The organism is Pseudomonas sp. R37(2017) (genome assembly GCF_002113375.1).
In the GTDB taxonomy this organism is placed as follows: domain Bacteria; phylum Pseudomonadota; class Gammaproteobacteria; order Pseudomonadales; family Pseudomonadaceae; genus Aquipseudomonas.
In genome coordinates this window covers 1-15,797 of sequence record NZ_NEHO01000004.1, presented here as the reverse complement: position 1 = coordinate 15,797, position 15,797 = coordinate 1, and the positions used below count along the sequence as shown (strand labels likewise).

The window sequence follows — 15,797 nt, the reverse complement described above, 5'->3', positions numbered from 1 at the left end:
GCTTAGCGAGTGGTTACTTCAGTAGCTGCGAAGAAGTATGCGATTTCGCGAGCGGCAGCGGCTTCGGAGTCCGAACCGTGAACAGCGTTGGCGTCGATCGATTCAGCGAAGTCAGCACGGATGGTGCCGGCAGCAGCTTCTTTAGGGTTGGTAGCGCCCATCAGCTCACGGTTGCGAGCGATAGCGTTTTCGCCTTCCAGAACCTGAACGACAACAGGACCGGAAGTCATGAAGGCAACCAGGTCAGCGAAGAAACCGCGCTCTTTGTGCTCAGCGTAGAAACCTTCGGCTTCGGCTTTGGACAGTTGCTTGATTTTCGAAGCGACGATGCGCAGGCCAGCGTCTTCGAAACGAGTGGTGATCTTGCCGATCACGTTTTTGGCAACGGCGTCAGGCTTGATGATGGAGAAAGTACGTTGAACAGCCATGGTGTAACTCCAGAAACGGTAATTTACGAAAAATTAAACCCGCGAATTATACGCGGGTTCTCGGGTATTGCCTAACCTGCGGCGTGGCTCAGTCGCGTTCTTCGATCCAGTGGGCCTGAATGGCCTCCAGGATCTTTTCGCCACAATGCTCAGGCATGTCGTCGAAATCGGGCAATTCCATTACCCATTTACGCAGATCGACGAAGTTGACCGACAGTGGATCCACGTCGGGCTTGCTTTCGGCCAGCTGGATCGCGATCTCCAGCACATCAGTCCACTTGAGTTTCATGACAATTCCTTGAATCAGTGCGGTGCTTCGGCTGCGTGATTGAGCGAGTACTTCGGAATTTCGACCGTCAGGTCTTCGGTACCGACCTTGGCCTGGCACCCCAGGCGAGACTCGCGCTCAAGACCCCAAGCCTTATCAAGGTAGTCTTCCTCCAGCTCGTCGGCCTCTTCCAGCGAGTCGAAACCCTCGCGAATGATGCAGTGGCAGGTGGTGCAGGCGCAGACGCCGCCGCAGGCACTTTCCATCTCGATATGGTGCTCATGGGCCAGCTCGAGGATGGAAACACCCGTCTCAGCCTCCACGACCATGCCTTCGGGGCAAAACTTTTCGTGTGGCAGAAAAATGACCTGCGGCATCGTTATTCCTCAATCTCATTCAGGTTGCGCCCCGCCAGCGCGGCTTTCACCGTCGAATCCAGGCGGCGGGCAGCAAAGGCATCGGTCACTTGCGACAGACGCTTGGTCTGCTGCTCGATGGCGTAACCATCGGTACCTTTCATCAGTTCGGTCAGTTCCTGCACCTGCAGTTCGATGACCATGCGCTCGTCGGCGTCGAGCAAGCGTTCGCCATCGGCCTCCAGAGCGGCCTGCACCGCTTCGATCAGGCGTTGGGCGTCGACCTGCTGCTCGCGCAATACGCGCGCAACCTTGTCGTCATTGGCGTGCTGGAACGAGTCCTTGAGCATCCTGGCGATTTCGCCGTCGGTCAGACCGTAGGACGGCTTGACCTGAATGCTGGCTTCAACGCCCGAACCCAGCTCACGTGCGGAGACGTTGAGCAGACCGTCGGCATCGACCTGAAAGGTCACGCGAATCTTCGCCGCGCCAGCCACCATCGACGGAATACCGCGCAATTCGAAGCGCGCCAGGGAGCGGCAGTCGCTGATCAGCTCGCGCTCGCCCTGCAATACGTGGATGGCCATGGCCGACTGGCCGTCTTTGTACGTGGTGAAGTCCTGGGCGCGAGCGACGGGGATGGTGGTGTTGCGCGGAATCACCTTCTCCATCAGGCCGCCCATGGTTTCCAACCCCAGGGACAGCGGGATAACGTCCAGCAGCAGCAATTCGTCGCCATCACGCTTGTTGCCGGCCAGGGTATCGGCCTGGATCGCAGCACCAATAGCCACCACTTGGTCCGGATCGATTTCAGTCAGCGGTTGGCGACCGAAGGCTTCTGCAACGGCTTCGCGAACGCGAGGTACGCGGGTCGAACCACCAACCATGACCACCGCATGCACGTCTTCCAGCTCGATAGCGGAATCGCGAACGGCGCGGCGGCAGGCTTTCAGGCTGCGAGCGACCATCGGCTCGATCAATGCATTGAAAGCTTCGCGGGTCAGTTCGGCTTTCCAGTCGCCATAGGCCACATCAACGGCCGCAGCGTTAGTCAGGAACTCTTTCGCCGCACAGGCGGTTTGCAGCAAGTTGCGTTGCGCACCCGGATCGAGATCGGCCGACAGGCCAGCGCTCTCGATGATCCAGCCAGCGATCGCGTGATCGAAGTCGTCACCGCCCAGGGCGCTGTCGCCGCCAGTAGCCAGGACTTCGAAGACACCACCGGTCAGGCGCAGAATCGAAATATCGAAGGTACCGCCCCCCAGGTCGTAGATCGCGACCAGGCCTTCGGCATGCTGATCCAGACCATAAGCCACAGCGGCCGCAGTCGGTTCGTTGAGCAAGCGCAGCACGTTCAGGCCGGCCAGCTTGGCCGCATCCTTGGTGGCTTGACGTTGAGCGTCGTCGAAGTAGGCCGGAACGGTGATCACCGCCCCCACCAACTCGCCACCCAGGGTCGCTTCGGCACGCTGACGCAGGACCTTGAGGATATCGGCAGAGACCTCCACCGGGCTTTTCGGCCCCTGGATCGTCTCGATGAACGGCATGTGCGACTCGCCACCGACAAAGCGGTACGGCAACTGATCCCCCAGTTGCTTGACGTCGGACAGACCACGACCCATCAAGCGCTTGACCGACAGCACGGTGTTCAAGGGATCGGTAGCGGCAGCCAGCTTGGCGGACTCGCCGACCTCGACGCGATCGGCGTGATAGCGCACGGCAGACGGCAGGATGACCCGCCCTTCTGCGTCGGCAAGCGGCTCGGAAAGACCACTGCGCAATGCAGCGACCAGCGAATTGGTAGTACCCAAGTCGATCCCCACAGCCAGGCGGCGCTGGTGCGGTTGAGGACTTTGGCCGGGTTCGGCGATCTGCAGTAGGGCCATCGTTATCGGGACTTATCTGTATATCAGGCGTGCGACCGAGGCGGCACTGGGTTAATCGTCGAGGCGCTCTTCTAACTGGCGCACTTCGTAGGTGAGCTTGTCAAGGAACTGCATGCGCCGCATCAGGCGTTCGGCCTGCTCGCGTTGCGCTGCATCGTTCCAGCAAGCTGCGAAGCTTTGGTTCAGTTCATCCTGGGCAGCCTTCAGGCGACGCTTGAAGACGGCAACGCCATTGAGGTCGGCGCTGTCCTGCAGGTCTTCGAGCTCTTCGCGCAATTCCATCTGTTGCAGCAGGAACCCCGGATCATGCACCGTGACTTCCAGCGGCAATTCGCCACCATTCAGGGCAAGCAGATAGCGCGCACGCTTGGGCGGACTCTTGAGCGTCTGGTAGGCCTCGTTGAGACTCGCCGACCGCTCAAGGGCCAGCCGCTGCTCGCGCTCGGAAGCGTCGGCGAAGCGGTCCGGATGAACGCCGCGCGCCAACTCACGGTAGCGCGTAGCCAGCTGGTCGAGATCCAGATTGAAACTCGGTTGCAGCTCGAATAAAGCGAAATGACAAGGAGTACCCACGACAAGCCTCAGATGTTGAAGCTTTCGCCGCAGCCACACTCACCGCGCACGTTGGGGTTGTTGAACTTGAAGCCTTCGTTCAACCCTTCCTTGACGAAATCGAGCTCGGTGCCGTCCAGGTAAGCCAGGCTTTTCGGGTCGATAATCACTTTTTCGCCGTGACTTTCGAACACCTGATCCTCTGCAACCACCTCGTCGACAAACTCCAGCACGTAGGCAAGACCGGAACAGCCTGTGGTGCGAACACCCAGACGAATCCCTTCACCTTTGCCGCGCCCGTCGAGGGAGCGCCGCACGTGTCGAGCAGCCGCTTCTGTCATGCTGATAGCCATCGGTGACTCCTTACTCGTCGCCAAAACTCGAAAATCAGATCAAGCCTTTCTTCTGCTTGTAGTCGCGAACGGCAGCCTTGATGGCGTCTTCAGCGAGTACCGAGCAGTGGATTTTCACTGGCGGCAGCGCCAGTTCTTCAGCCAGCTGGGTGTTCTTGATGGTTTCCGCTTCGTCCAGGGTCTTGCCCTTCATCCACTCGGTGGCGAGGGAGCTGGAAGCGATGGCCGAACCGCAGCCGTAGGTCTTGAACTTGGCATCTTCGATGATGCCGGCGTCGTTGACCTTGATCTGCAGGCGCATCACGTCGCCGCACGCCGGAGCGCCGACCATGCCGGTGCCGACATCAGGATCTTCCGCGTCCATCTTGCCGACGTTGCGCGGGTTTTCGTAGTGGTCGATGACCTTTTCGCTGTAAGCCATGATTCTCAATCCTCACTCATCAGGGCCGCTCTCGAGACCCTGCAGTTTCGCTGCGTGTACCGCCGCGCTGCTACAGGACCTGTATCCGGCGGCTACTATCGTTAGTGTGCCGCCCACTCGATCTTCGAGATATCGACGCCGTCTTTGTACATGTCCCACAGCGGCGACAGTGCGCGCAGCTTGGTGACGGCCTCGCAGACTTTCTGCGCGGCATAATCGATTTCTTCTTCGGTGGTGAAGCGGCCGAAGGTGAAGCGGATCGAGCTGTGTGCCAGTTCGTCGTTGCGACCCAGGGCGCGCAGTACGTACGAAGGCTCAAGCGATGCCGAGGTGCAGGCCGAACCGGACGAAACCGCCAGATCCTTGAGCGCCATGATCAGCGACTCGCCTTCGACGTAGTTGAAGCTCAGGTTCAGGTTGTGCGGAACGCGGGCGGTCAGGCTGCCGTTGACGTACAGCTCTTCCAGATGCTCGACCTGCTTGTAGAAACGGTCGCTCAAGGCCTTGATGCGCGCGTTCTCGGCAGCCATGTCTTCCTTGGCTACACGGAAAGCCTCACCCATGCCGACGATCTGGTGGGTCGCCAGGGTACCGGAACGCATGCCGCGCTCGTGGCCGCCACCGTGCATGGTCGCTTCGATGCGGACACGCGGCTTGCGGCCGACGTACAGGGCGCCGATGCCTTTGGGACCGTAGGTCTTGTGGGCGGAAAAGGACATCATGTCGACTTTCAGTTTCTGCAGGTCGATCTCGACCTTGCCGGTGGACTGAGCGGCGTCCACGTGGAACAGGATGCCCTTGGAACGGAGCAGTTCGCCGATCGCCGCGATGTCGTTGATGGTGCCGATTTCGTTGTTCACGTGCATGACCGAAACCAGGATGGTGTCGTCACGCAATTCGGCTTCGATCATCTCCGGGGTCACCAGGCCGTCGGTGCGCGGCTCGATGTAGGTCACTTCGAAACCTTCACGCTCCAGTTGGCGCATGGTGTCCAGGACAGCCTTGTGCTCGATCTTGGTGGTGATCAGGTGCTTGCCCTTGGTGGCATAGAAATGCGCCGCACCCTTGATTGCCAGGTTGTCGGATTCGGTGGCACCGGAGGTCCAGACGATTTCACGCGGGTCGGCGTTGACCAGGTCGGCCACCTGACGACGGGCGTTTTCGACGGACTCTTCGGCTTTCCAGCCGAACACATGGGAACGGGACGCCGGGTTACCGAAGTTTCCGTCGACCAGCAGGCATTCACTCATTTTTTGCGCAACACGCGGATCAACCGGGGTGGTCGCAGAGTAATCAAGGTAAATCGGCAATTTCATGGACTATCTCCTAAATCAGGCTGGCTGGCGTGCCGCTAGCTCTTCGGCTGTCATTCGACGGCGGACGCTTCAATCTTGTCCAGGCGTGGCACCTTGCTGTTGCAACGGCGCTGGTCCTGACGCTGGGCTACTTCTTGCACCTCACGGCGAGTCACAAGGTCGGCCAAGCTGATACCGCTCAGAAATTCGTGAATCTGCAGGCTCAGATCGCACCACAGGTGGTGAGTCAGGCAAGTGTCGCCGGAATGGCAATCGCCCTGCCCCTGGCATTTGGTGGCATCGACCGATTCGTTCACCGCATCGATCACCTGGGCGACCTGGATGCCCTGCATGTCGCGGGACAACTGGTAACCACCGCCTGGACCACGCACGCTGGACACCAGGTTGCTGCGGCGCAATTTGGCGAAAAGCTGCTCGAGGTAGGACAGGGAGATGCCTTGGCGCTCGGAGATATCGGCCAGGGACACGGGCCCGTGCTGCGCGTGCAACGCCAGGTCAAGCATGGCGGTCACGGCGTATCGGCCTTTTGTAGTCAGTCGCATGGACAATTACCACGGAGTTCGGAATAGGGCGAGTATGCAATTCCCGAGTATTTAAGTCAACTATAAGACCAAGTACTTTAGTCGGGTTTACCCGCAAAAGAGCGGCCGCATCATAGCAAAGGCTGGCCGTGAACAGCCAGCAATACCGAGTCATCGTTCTTCGCGAGCAGGCTCGCTCCCACACTGGACCGCGTCCGCCTGGACAATTCGATCTCCTGTGGGAGCGAGCCTGCTCGCGAAGGAAGCGCCGCAGTTTTAGCCTGCCTGGCTCTGATCCTTATCCTTCACACAGGCAAAGTCTTCTTCACGCAGCTCCGGCAGATCTTTTGCACAGTAATTGCTGCCCAGATCCTTCAATGCCCCGCACATCCCCTCCAGACGCCCATCGACCGCCTGCAGATGATCGAGCAACTGGTTGATGGCGCGAGCCACCGGGTCAGGCATGTCTTCAGTCACACCGTAGGCATCGAAGCCGATCTTCTCGGCCATGGCCTTGCGCTTGGCGTCCTGCTCTTCATCGGGCTTGACGATGATGCGCCCCGGAATACCCACCACCGTGGCACCCGGCGGCACTTCCTTGGTCACAACGGCATTGGAGCCGACCTTGGCCCCGGCACCCACCGTGAACGGGCCGAGCACCTTCGCGCCCGCCCCTACCACAACGCCATCACCCAGCGTCGGGTGGCGCTTGCCCTTGTTCCAACTGGTACCACCCAGGGTCACGCCCTGATAAATGGTCACGTCATCGCCGATCTCGGCGGTTTCACCGATAACGATGCCCATGCCATGGTCAATGAAGAAGCGACGGCCCACCCGGGCCCCCGGATGAATCTCGATCCCGGTCAACCAGCGACCGAAATTCGACACCAGCCGCGCCAGCCATTTCAGGTCCGCTCGCCACAGCATTGCCGACAAACGGTGTATCCAGATGGCATGCATGCCGGGGTAGCACGTCAGGACTTCAAAAGCGTTACGCGCCGCCGGGTCTCGATGGAATACGCTCTGGATATCTTCACGCAAACGCTCGAACATCATTAATCCTTCCGCTTAAGAAGCTCGCCACGGGCCGCTTTCTGGGTTTCCGTGAGGATGCCACGCAATATATTCATTTCCGCCCGGCTGACCGAGCTGCGTCCGTACAACCGGCGCAGGCGCGCCATCAAGTGCCGTGGTTTTTCCGGATCGAGGAATTCGATGGCCACCAGGGTCTGCTCCAGGTGCTCATAGAATCGCTCCAGCTCGTCCATGGTCGCCAGCTCCATGCTTTTGACCGATGCCACCTCTTCCTTCTCGACCTTGCTCGGCTGGCCTTGGGCCGCGAGCCAGGACATGCGCACCTCATAACTCAACACCTGCACCGCCGCCCCAAGGTTCAGCGAGCTGAACTCAGGGTCTGATGGGATGTGCACGTGATAATGACATCGTTGCAGCTCTTCGTTGGTCAGGCCGGAATCTTCGCGACCGAACACCAGGGCGATTTCCGCGCCCTGCCCGGCCTCCTCGACCACTTTCACCCCACATTCGCGGGGGTCGAGCAGCGGCCAGGGAATCCGCCGGTCGCGGGCGCTGGTGCCAAGCACCAGATTGCAGCCGACCAACGCATCTTCCAAGGTGGCGACGACTTGCGCGTTTTCAAGGATGTCACCGGCACCGGAAGCACGGGCATCGGCTTCGTGATGCGGGAACACGCGAGGATCAACCAGCACCAGCCGCGACAGCCCCATGTTCTTCATGGCGCGCGCAGTCCCGCCGATATTGCCCGGATGACTGGTATTGACCAGCACGACACGAATGTTTTGCAGCAAGGGAGGCGCTCTCGAACACGATAATCGGGAGCGGAATCTTACAACTCATCCTACCGTTAAGCCATGAAAGCGAACGTCGTCCTTCTCCTGTAGAAACTTTCTGATAGAATGCTCGGCTTTCTTTAACAACCTTAGGTGACACATCCATGCAGCCAATGCTGAATATCGCGCTGCGCGCCGCCCGCGCCGCCAGTGAATTGATCTTCCGCTCCATCGAGCGCCTGGACACCATCAAGGTTGACGAAAAAGACGCCAAGGATTATGTATCCGAGGTGGATCGCGCCGCCGAACAGAAAATCATCGACGCCCTGCGCAAGGCTTACCCGAATCACTCGATCATGGGTGAAGAGACCGGCCTGCACGCCGGCACCGGCATCGAAGGCGAAGAGTACCTGTGGATCATCGACCCACTGGACGGCACCACCAACTTCCTGCGTGGCATTCCTCATTTCGCTGTCAGCATCGCCTGCAAATACCGCGGTCGTCTTGAGCACGCCGTTGTTCTGGACCCGGTTCGCCAGGAAGAATTCACCGCCAGCCGTGGTCGCGGCGCCCAACTGAACGGTCGTCGCCTGCGCGTCAGCGGCCGCACCAGCCTGGACGGCGCCCTGCTGGGTACCGGCTTCCCGTTCCGCGACGACCAGATGGACAACCTCGACAACTACCTGGGCATGTTCCGCGCCCTGGTTGGCCAGACCGCCGGCATCCGCCGCGCAGGCTCCGCGAGCCTGGACCTGGCCTACGTGGCAGCCGGCCGTTTCGACGCCTTCTGGGAGTCGGGCCTGTCCGAGTGGGACATGGCTGCAGGCGCCCTGCTGATCCAGGAAGCAGGCGGTCTGGTGAGCGACTTCACCGGCGGCCACGACTTCCTTGAAAAAGGCCACGTCGTTGCCGGCAACACCAAATGCTTCAAGGCAGTCCTGACGGCGATCCAGCCGCACCTGCCAGCCTCGCTGAAGCGCTAAGCGTTCGGCGACAGAAAAAGCACCCTTCGGGGTGCTTTTTTTATGCCTGCCGAAAACACCCCTCTCCCCCTGTAGGAGCGAGCATGCTCGCGAAAAACCCGAGGACACCGCAGGCATTCAGGCAGCCAGCGTTATCGTTGACGACCATCGCGAGCATGCTCGCTCCTACAGAGGGTTGGCGTCGCACATAAAAAAAGCACCCCGCAGGGTGCTTCTTTTTTATCCAGCATCAGCAGATCACTGAGCCGCCTGATTCTCCGACAAGATCAACTTGCCTTCCTTATCCACAGGAATCTGGTTCCCCGGATCGCGATCCATACGCACCTTGCCTTCCTTGCCATCCAGCGAATACCGCACGTCGTAACCTACGACCTTGTCACTGATGTCATTGACCGTATTGCAGCGGGTCTGGGTCGTGGTGTAGGTATCACGCTCCTGCATGCCTTCCTGCACCTTGTTGCCGGCATAGCCACCACCGACAGCACCCGCGACCGTGGCGATCTTCTTGCCGGTGCCACCACCGATCTGGTTACCCAGCAAACCACCTGCCAATGCACCGACCACCGTACCGGCGATCTGATGTTGATCTTTCACCGGCGCCTGCCGGGTGACCGTTACATCCTTGCACACTTCACGTGGAGTCTTGATTTGTGTCTTGACCGGCTCAACGGCGAGCACTTGTGCGAACTCAGGGCCGCTTTTAACCAGGCTGTAGGTGGCCACAGCACCCCCGGCAGTCACACCGACAGCACCCAGTACAGCACCAACCAACATCGACTTGTTCACATGAACCTCCTGGACCTTCACATGCGGAACATGTCCGCGCTTCTCCCAGCCTTGGAGCACAAAAAAAGGCGCGAGTTCAACTCGCGCCTTTTTCGGACTACATCACTGAAGGAAGCTTCCTTCAAGGACGATCGTCGACTTCCTTCTCGGTATTGACCGGAGGAATCAGGTCTTCAGTGCTCAGGTTCAGCCAGATCAGCACCACGTTCGCGATGTAGATCGACGAGTAAGTACCCGCCATGACACCGACGAACAGGGCAATCGAGAAACCGAACAGGTTGTCGCCACCAAAGAACAGCAGTGCCGCGATCGCCAGCAAGGTGGAGATCGAGGTCGCCATGGTCCGCAGCAGGGTTTGCGTGGTCGAGATGTTGATGTTCTCGATCAGGCTGGCCTTGCGCAGCACACGGAAGTTCTCGCGAACCCGGTCGAATACCACGATGGTGTCGTTGAGCGAGTAGCCGATGATCGCCAGTACCGCCGCCAGCACCGTCAGGTCGAAGGTGATCTGGAAGAACGACAGGATACCGATGGTCACGATCACGTCGTGGACCAGGGACACGATCGCACCGACCGCAAACTTCCACTGAAAGCGGAAAGCCAGGTAGATCAGGATGCCACCCAGCGCCATCAGCATGCCGAGGCCGCCCTGGTCGCGCAGCTCTTCACCCACCTGCGGGCCGACGAACTCGACGCGCTTGACCGTCGCCGGGTTCTCGCCGCCGACCTTCTGCAAGGCTTCGGCCACCTGGTGACCCAGTTGCGGGTCTTCGCCAGGCATGCGCACCAGCAGATCAGTGGTCGCGCCGAAGTTCTGCACGATGGCTTCGTGATAACCAGCAGTAACCAGTTGCTCACGCACCTTGGTGACATCGGCCGGACGCTCGTAGGTCAGCTCGATGAGCGTACCGCCGGTGAAGTCCAGGCCCCAGTTCATGCCCTTGTGGAAGACACTGAATATTGCCAGTGCGGTAAGGAACAATGTGACGCCGAACGCAAAGTTGCGGACGCCCATGAAGTTGATTGTACGTAACATGGCAGCCCCTTAAATCCACAACTTCTTGAAGTCACGACCGCCGAAGATCAGGTTGACCATCGCGCGGGTCACCATGATGGCCGTGAACATCGAGGTAAAGATCCCGAGGGACATGGTCACTGCGAAGCCCTTGACCGGGCCGGTGCCCATGGCAAAGAGAATGCCGCCGACCAGCAAGGTGGTCAGGTTGGCGTCGAGAATCGCGGTGAATGCCCGGCCGAAGCCTTCGTTGATTGCGCGCTGCACGGTCATGCCGGCGGCGATCTCTTCACGGATCCGCGAGAAGATCAGCACGTTGGCGTCGACCGCCATGCCCATGGTCAACACGATACCGGCGATACCCGGCAGGGTCAGCGTTGCACCCAGCAGCGACATCAGGGCCAGCAGCATCACCATGTTCACTGCCAGCGCGACGGTGGCGATGAGGCCGAAGAAGCGGTAGATGGCGATGATGAACAGCGAGACGAACAACATGCCCCACAGCGAAGCATCGATACCCTTGGTGATGTTGTCCGCACCCAGGCTCGGACCAATGGTGCGCTCTTCAGCGAAGTACATCGGTGCCGCCAGACCACCGGCACGCAGCAACAGCGCCAGCTCGGACGATTCGCCCTGGCCGTTCAGGCCGGTGATACGGAACTGAGCACCCAGCGGCGACTGGATGGTCGCCAGGCTGATGATCTTCTTCTCTTCCTTGAAGCTCTGGACCGGCACGTCTTTTTCGACGCCGTCGACCACTTGCTTGGTGTAAGTGGTGACCGGACGCTGTTCGATGAAGATCACCGCCATGCTGCGACCAACGTTCGAACGGGTCGCACGGTTCATCAGCTCGCCGCCGTGACCGTCCAGACGAATGTTCACTTCCGGGGTGCCGTGCTCGCCGAAGCCAGCCTTGGCGTCGGTCACCTGGTCACCGGTGATGATCAGGCCACGCTCGATCAGCGCAGGAGGACGCTTGCCCTCACGGAACTCGAAGGATTCGGAAGTGGCTTTCGAAGCACCCGGCTCAGCGGCCAGACGGAACTCCAGGTTGGCCGTCTTGCCGAGGATACGCTTGGCTTCGGCGGTGTCCTGCACGCCCGGCAGCTCAACCACGATGCGGTTGGCGCCCTGGCGCTGAACGATCGGTTCGGCAACACCCAGCTCGTTGACGCGGTTACGTACCGTGGTCAAGTTCTGCTTGATGGAGTATTCGCGGATTTCCGCCAGCTTGGCCGGGGTCATCGCCAGACGCAGCACCGGCTGGCCATTGAGGTCGGCCGGAACAATGTCGAAATCGTTGAAGTTCTTGCGAATCAGCACACGGGCCTGTTCGCGGCTGTCTTCATCAGCGAAGCCCAGCTGGATTGCACCACCCAGTTGCGGCAGGCTGCGATAGCGCAGTTTTTCTTTACGCAGCAGGCTCTTTACATCGCCTTCGTAGACCTTCAGGCGCGCGTCGAGGGCTTTGTCCATGTCCACTTCCAGCAGGAAGTGCACACCACCGGACAAGTCCAGACCCAGCTTCATCGGGTGCGCCGCGAGGTTGCGCAGCCATTGCGGGGTGGTTTGCGCCAGGTTCAGCGCAACGACGTAGTCATCACCCAATGCCTTGCGCACGACGTCCTTGGCTGGCAGCTGGTCTTCAGCCTTGGTCAGGCGAATCAGCCCACCCTTGCCGCCGGCAGCCAACGAGGCAGCCTTGACGTTGATCCCGGATTCCTTGAGCGCAGCGCTCACACGATCCAGATCAGCCTGATTGACTTGCAGCGCAGTGCTTGCACCGCTGACCTGAATGGCCGGGTCGTCAGGATAAAGATTGGGAGCGGAATAAATCAGACCGATCGCCAGCACCGCCAGGATCAGAATGTATTTCCACAGAGGATATTTGTTCAGCATCACGCCGCCCGTTTATGACGCGGGGCGCCTTGCGCGCCCCGTCGATTGAAGATGAAGTTGAAACTTAGATCGCTTTGAGCGTGCCTTTTGGCAGCGTGGCGGCGATGGCGCCTTTCTGGAACTTCATTTCCACGGTGTCGGAAACTTCCAGAACGACGAAATCGTCGGCAACCTTGGTGATCTTGCCGGCGATGCCGCCGGTGGTCACAACTTCGTCGCCCTTCTGCAGGCTGCTCAGCAGGTTTTTCTGCTCTTTGGCGCGCTTGGCCTGTGGACGCCAGATCATCAGGTAGAAGATGACCAGGAAGCCGACCAGGAAAATCCACTCGAAGCCGCCGCCCATAGGGGCTGCCGCAGGTGCTGCAGCGTCTGCCATGGCATTAGAGATAAAAAAGCTCATTTAGCACTCCAGTTGCAAATGTTGAATCTTGGGGTCAGAAAACTCAGTCCAAAGGCGGAACAGGTAACCCGCGCTTGGCGTAGAAGGCATCGACAAAGGCGGCCAATGTACCCTGTTGAATAGCCTCGCGCAAACCAGCCATAAGCACTTGATAATGACGCAAGTTATGGATGGTATTGAGCATGCTTCCCAGCATTTCGCCGCACTTGTCCAGGTGATGCAGATAAGCGCGGGAGAAGTTCTGGCAGGTATAGCAATCGCAGGTCGGATCGAGCGGCGAATCATCATGGCGATGGAACGCGTTTCGGATCTTCAGCACGCCGGTATCGATGAACAGATGCCCATTGCGGGCATTGCGGGTTGGCATCACGCAATCGAACATGTCCACACCGCGGCGCACACCCTCAACCAAGTCTTCCGGTTTGCCAACGCCCATAAGGTAACGAGGTTTGTCAGCCGGCATCATGCCCGGCAGGTAATCCAGCACCTTGATCATCTCGTGCTTGGGCTCGCCCACCGACAGACCGCCAATGGCCAGGCCATCGAAGCCGATCTTGTCGAGGCCTTCCAGGGAGCGCATGCGCAGGTCCTGGTGCATGCCGCCCTGAACGATACCGAACAGCGCCGCCGTGTTGTCGCCATGGGCGTTTTTCGAGCGCTGAGCCCAACGCAGGGACAACTCCATGGACACGCGGGCGACGTCTTCGTCGGCCGGGTACGGGGTGCATTCGTCGAAAATCATCACGATGTCGGAGCCCAGGTCACGCTGGACCTGCATCGACTCTTCCGGGCCCATGAACACTTTTGCGCCATCGACCGGAGAAGCGAAGGTCACGCCCTCCTCCTTGATCTTGCGCATGGCACCCAGGCTGAACACCTGGAAACCGCCGGAGTCGGTCAGAATCGGGCCCTTCCACTGCATGAAATCGTGCAGGTCGCCGTGCTTCTTGATCACTTCCATGCCTGGGCGCAGCCACAGGTGGAAGGTGTTGCCCAGAATGATTTCAGCACCGATCGCCTCGATATCCCGCGGCAGCATGCCCTTGACCGTGCCGTAGGTGCCCACCGGCATGAAGGCCGGGGTCTCGACGGTGCCACGGGGGAAGGTCAGGCGACCACGACGAGCCTTGCCATCGGTGGCAAGCAGCTCAAACGACATGCGACATTCGCGACTCATACGGTTTCCTCTGGGCCTGGCTCTTTAGGACCGGCAGGCGCGGGGTTACGGGTGATGAACATCGCATCACCGTAGCTGAAAAAGCGGTATCCGTTTTCGACCGCCGCTTTATAGGCGGCCATGGTCTCCGGATAACCGGCGAACGCCGAAACCAGCATCAACAGCGTGGATTCGGGCAAATGGAAGTTGGTGACCAGGGCATCGACCACATGAAACGGCCGGCCCGGGTAGATGAAAATGTCTGTATCGCCGCTGAACGGCTTGAGCACGCCATCGCGGGCGGCGCTTTCCAGGGAACGCACGCTGGTGGTCCCCACCGCCACCACGCGACCACCGCGGGCGCGACAGGCGGCAACGGCATCGACCACGTCCTGGCCGACTTCCAGCCATTCACTGTGCATGTGGTGGTCTTCGATCTTCTCCACGCGCACCGGCTGGAAGGTGCCAGCGCCGACGTGCAGGGTCACGAACGCAGTCTCGACACCCTTGGCGGCAATCGCCTCCAGCAGCACCTGATCGAAATGCAACCCCGCCGTCGGTGCCGCCACCGCGCCCAAACGCTCGGCGTAGACGGTCTGGTAACGCTCGCGGTCGGCGCCTTCATCCGGGCGATCTATATAGGGAGGCAGCGGCATATGCCCGACGCGGTCGAGCAGCGCCAACACCTCTTCGGCAAAGCCCAGCTCGAACAACGCATCATGGCGCGCCAGCATCTCGGCCTCGCCACCGCCGTCGATCAGGATCTTCGACCCCGGCTTGGGCGACTTGCTGGAACGCACATGGGCCAGCACGCGATGACTGTCGAGCACCCGCTCCACCAGGATTTCCAGCTTGCCGCCGGAAGCCTTCTGGCCAAACAGCCGCGCCGGAATCACCCGGGTATTGTTGAACACCATCAAATCGCCAGGGCGCAAAAGCTCAAGCAAATCAGTGAATTGACGGTGTGCCAGGGCGCCGCTGACTCCATCGAGAGTCAACAGGCGACTGCCGCGCCGCTCAGCCAGAGGATGGCGAGCGATCAGCGAATCAGGGAGTTCGAAAGTAAAGTCAGCAACGCGCATGATGGGGTGTCGTCTAGCAGGGCCGGGAAGTCTAGCGGAAATATCAAAAATTCTCTATGTACCTGATTGACCGACGGTAATCTCATCTTTATACTCCGCGGCCATTGCCCTGATGGCGGAATTGGTAGACGCGGCGGATTCAAAATCCGTTTTCGAAAGGAGTGGGAGTTCGAGTCTCCCTCGGGGCACCAAAATTGAGAAAGGTCTTGCACAGCAAGGCCTTTTTTTTCGCCTACAGAAAAGCACCACACCCCCGGACCTGTAGGAGCCAGCACGCTGGCGATCTTTTGTCTTTTGCTCTACACCCGCCCCTTTCAAAAGGATTCCCCCCATGGAATTACACTTGGAAACCGTCGCCCTCTACTCCCTCAAACTGGCCTACGAAACCGAAGACCAAAGCCCGATCCTGCGTGATGACCTGGTGATGGGTGATTACCAGCGGGATGTGTTTGAGCTGCTGGTGCGGCGTGGGGATGTTGAGGGGATTCAGGTGAAGGTAGGTGAGTGTGTGGGGTTGGCGTTGGAGGCGGTTGGGGGTGTGGATAAGCCGTTGGGGCGGGAGTTGGG

The 15,797-nt window shown here is 59.7% G+C and carries 19 protein-coding genes and 1 tRNA gene; 3 read left to right on the top strand and 17 right to left on the bottom strand.

All coding sequences use genetic code 11. From position 1 onward, the window contains the following. Nucleotides 1-2: 2 nt before the first annotated feature. From ndk to trmJ, 11 genes are all read right to left on the bottom strand, one after another. The gene (ndk, locus tag CAG47_RS08060; protein ID WP_085724365.1) at nt 3-428 is read right to left on the bottom strand and encodes a nucleoside-diphosphate kinase; all 426 of its coding nucleotides are present in this window, start codon (nt 426-428) and stop codon (nt 3-5) included. Between the two features lie 88 nt (nt 429-516). Beyond that, nucleotides 517-717 (bottom strand): Fe-S cluster assembly protein IscX, encoded by a 201-nt coding sequence (iscX, locus tag CAG47_RS08055; protein WP_085724364.1) that lies wholly within the window; start codon nt 715-717, stop codon nt 517-519. 14 nt (nt 718-731) lie between these two features. Further along, nucleotides 732-1,073: an ISC system 2Fe-2S type ferredoxin gene (fdx, locus tag CAG47_RS08050; RefSeq protein WP_015093626.1), complete on the bottom strand. Its 342-nt coding sequence runs from the start codon at nt 1,071-1,073 to the stop codon at nt 732-734. A gap of 2 nt (nt 1,074-1,075) precedes the next feature. Beyond that, nucleotides 1,076-2,938: a Fe-S protein assembly chaperone HscA gene (gene hscA, locus CAG47_RS08045; RefSeq protein ID WP_085724363.1), complete on the bottom strand. Its 1,863-nt coding sequence runs from the start codon at nt 2,936-2,938 to the stop codon at nt 1,076-1,078. Between the two features lie 51 nt (nt 2,939-2,989). Then, nucleotides 2,990-3,511 carry a co-chaperone HscB gene (hscB, locus tag CAG47_RS08040; RefSeq protein ID WP_085724362.1) on the bottom strand — a complete coding sequence of 174 codons (522 nt, stop codon included), beginning with the start codon at nt 3,509-3,511 and terminating at the stop codon, nt 2,990-2,992. An 8-nt stretch (nt 3,512-3,519) separates the two neighbouring features. Then, nucleotides 3,520-3,843, bottom strand: coding sequence for an iron-sulfur cluster assembly protein IscA (gene iscA / locus CAG47_RS08035; protein ID WP_003227904.1), 324 nt, complete (start codon nt 3,841-3,843; stop codon nt 3,520-3,522). A 34-nt stretch (nt 3,844-3,877) separates the two neighbouring features. Next, the gene (gene iscU, locus CAG47_RS08030) at nt 3,878-4,264 is read right to left on the bottom strand and encodes a Fe-S cluster assembly scaffold IscU (protein WP_007974006.1); all 387 of its coding nucleotides are present in this window, start codon (nt 4,262-4,264) and stop codon (nt 3,878-3,880) included. A 101-nt stretch (nt 4,265-4,365) separates the two neighbouring features. Beyond that, nucleotides 4,366-5,580 carry an IscS subfamily cysteine desulfurase gene (locus tag CAG47_RS08025; protein WP_085724361.1) on the bottom strand — a complete coding sequence of 405 codons (1,215 nt, stop codon included), beginning with the start codon at nt 5,578-5,580 and terminating at the stop codon, nt 4,366-4,368. A gap of 50 nt (nt 5,581-5,630) precedes the next feature. Beyond that, nucleotides 5,631-6,122: a Fe-S cluster assembly transcriptional regulator IscR gene (iscR, locus tag CAG47_RS08020; protein WP_007982741.1), complete on the bottom strand. Its 492-nt coding sequence runs from the start codon at nt 6,120-6,122 to the stop codon at nt 5,631-5,633. A 255-nt stretch (nt 6,123-6,377) separates the two neighbouring features. Further along, nucleotides 6,378-7,154 (bottom strand): serine O-acetyltransferase, encoded by a 777-nt coding sequence (gene cysE / locus CAG47_RS08010; protein ID WP_085724360.1) that lies wholly within the window; start codon nt 7,152-7,154, stop codon nt 6,378-6,380. Between the two features lie 2 nt (nt 7,155-7,156). Continuing rightward, the gene (gene trmJ / locus CAG47_RS08005; protein ID WP_085724359.1) at nt 7,157-7,927 is read right to left on the bottom strand and encodes a tRNA (cytosine(32)/uridine(32)-2'-O)-methyltransferase TrmJ; all 771 of its coding nucleotides are present in this window, start codon (nt 7,925-7,927) and stop codon (nt 7,157-7,159) included. 146 nt (nt 7,928-8,073) lie between these two features. Between trmJ and suhB the strand changes: the two genes are divergently transcribed. Continuing rightward, on the top strand, nt 8,074-8,892 hold the full coding sequence (gene suhB, locus CAG47_RS08000) for an inositol-phosphate phosphatase (protein WP_085724358.1): 819 nt from the start codon (nt 8,074-8,076) through the stop codon (nt 8,890-8,892). A 237-nt stretch (nt 8,893-9,129) separates the two neighbouring features. Here suhB and CAG47_RS07995 read toward each other — a convergent pair whose 3' ends face one another. From CAG47_RS07995 to queA, 6 genes are all read right to left on the bottom strand, one after another. After that, a complete protein-coding gene (locus tag CAG47_RS07995) occupies nt 9,130-9,678 on the bottom strand; it encodes a glycine zipper 2TM domain-containing protein (protein ID WP_085724357.1) in 549 nt (182 codons plus the stop codon). Between the two features lie 121 nt (nt 9,679-9,799). Then, nucleotides 9,800-10,714, bottom strand: a complete 915-nt coding sequence (gene secF, locus CAG47_RS07990; RefSeq protein ID WP_085724356.1) for a protein translocase subunit SecF — start codon at nt 10,712-10,714, stop codon at nt 9,800-9,802. A gap of 9 nt (nt 10,715-10,723) precedes the next feature. Next, nucleotides 10,724-12,592: a protein translocase subunit SecD gene (gene secD, locus CAG47_RS07985; protein ID WP_085724355.1), complete on the bottom strand. Its 1,869-nt coding sequence runs from the start codon at nt 12,590-12,592 to the stop codon at nt 10,724-10,726. A 64-nt stretch (nt 12,593-12,656) separates the two neighbouring features. Next, entirely contained in the window at nt 12,657-12,992 is a 336-nt protein-coding gene (gene yajC, locus CAG47_RS07980; RefSeq protein ID WP_007956696.1) for a preprotein translocase subunit YajC, read from the bottom strand. Between the two features lie 43 nt (nt 12,993-13,035). Further along, nucleotides 13,036-14,151, bottom strand: a complete 1,116-nt coding sequence (tgt, locus tag CAG47_RS07975) for a tRNA guanosine(34) transglycosylase Tgt (RefSeq protein ID WP_177408949.1) — start codon at nt 14,149-14,151, stop codon at nt 13,036-13,038. Between the two features lie 14 nt (nt 14,152-14,165). Beyond that, nucleotides 14,166-15,230, bottom strand: a complete 1,065-nt coding sequence (gene queA / locus CAG47_RS07970) for a tRNA preQ1(34) S-adenosylmethionine ribosyltransferase-isomerase QueA (protein WP_085724353.1) — start codon at nt 15,228-15,230, stop codon at nt 14,166-14,168. Between the two features lie 106 nt (nt 15,231-15,336). Between queA and CAG47_RS07965 the strand changes: the two genes are divergently transcribed. Both CAG47_RS07965 and CAG47_RS07960 read left to right on the top strand, forming a co-directional pair. Beyond that, a tRNA-Leu gene (locus CAG47_RS07965) sits at nt 15,337-15,421 on the top strand. Between the two features lie 140 nt (nt 15,422-15,561). Continuing rightward, nucleotides 15,562-15,797, top strand: a 236-nt coding sequence (locus CAG47_RS07960) for a hypothetical protein (RefSeq protein WP_085724352.1), incomplete at its 3' end; no start/stop codon positions are given.

Excerpts from the sequence above, each read along its gene's own strand:
- secD (WP_085724355.1), bottom strand. The coding sequence starts at position 12,592 with ATGCTGAACAAATATCCTCTGTGGAAATACATTCTGATCCTGGCGGTG.
- iscR (WP_007982741.1), bottom strand. The coding sequence starts at position 6,122 with ATGCGACTGACTACAAAAGGCCGATACGCCGTGACCGCCATGCTTGAC.
- secF (WP_085724356.1), bottom strand. The coding sequence starts at position 10,714 with ATGTTACGTACAATCAACTTCATGGGCGTCCGCAACTTTGCGTTCGGC.
- ndk (WP_085724365.1), bottom strand. The coding sequence starts at position 428 with ATGGCTGTTCAACGTACTTTCTCCATCATCAAGCCTGACGCCGTTGCC.
- suhB (WP_085724358.1), top strand. The coding sequence starts at position 8,074 with ATGCAGCCAATGCTGAATATCGCGCTGCGCGCCGCCCGCGCCGCCAGT.
- iscX (WP_085724364.1), bottom strand. The coding sequence starts at position 717 with ATGAAACTCAAGTGGACTGATGTGCTGGAGATCGCGATCCAGCTGGCC.
- tgt (WP_177408949.1), bottom strand. The coding sequence starts at position 14,151 with ATGTCGTTTGAGCTGCTTGCCACCGATGGCAAGGCTCGTCGTGGTCGC.
- hscA (WP_085724363.1), bottom strand. The coding sequence starts at position 2,938 with ATGGCCCTACTGCAGATCGCCGAACCCGGCCAAAGTCCTCAACCGCAC.
- iscA (WP_003227904.1), bottom strand. The coding sequence starts at position 3,843 with ATGGCTATCAGCATGACAGAAGCGGCTGCTCGACACGTGCGGCGCTCC.
- yajC (WP_007956696.1), bottom strand. The coding sequence starts at position 12,992 with ATGAGCTTTTTTATCTCTAATGCCATGGCAGACGCTGCAGCACCTGCG.
- queA (WP_085724353.1), bottom strand. The coding sequence starts at position 15,230 with ATGCGCGTTGCTGACTTTACTTTCGAACTCCCTGATTCGCTGATCGCT.
- CAG47_RS08025 (WP_085724361.1), bottom strand. The coding sequence starts at position 5,580 with ATGAAATTGCCGATTTACCTTGATTACTCTGCGACCACCCCGGTTGAT.
- iscU (WP_007974006.1), bottom strand. The coding sequence starts at position 4,264 with ATGGCTTACAGCGAAAAGGTCATCGACCACTACGAAAACCCGCGCAAC.
- cysE (WP_085724360.1), bottom strand. The coding sequence starts at position 7,154 with ATGTTCGAGCGTTTGCGTGAAGATATCCAGAGCGTATTCCATCGAGAC.
- fdx (WP_015093626.1), bottom strand. The coding sequence starts at position 1,073 with ATGCCGCAGGTCATTTTTCTGCCACACGAAAAGTTTTGCCCCGAAGGC.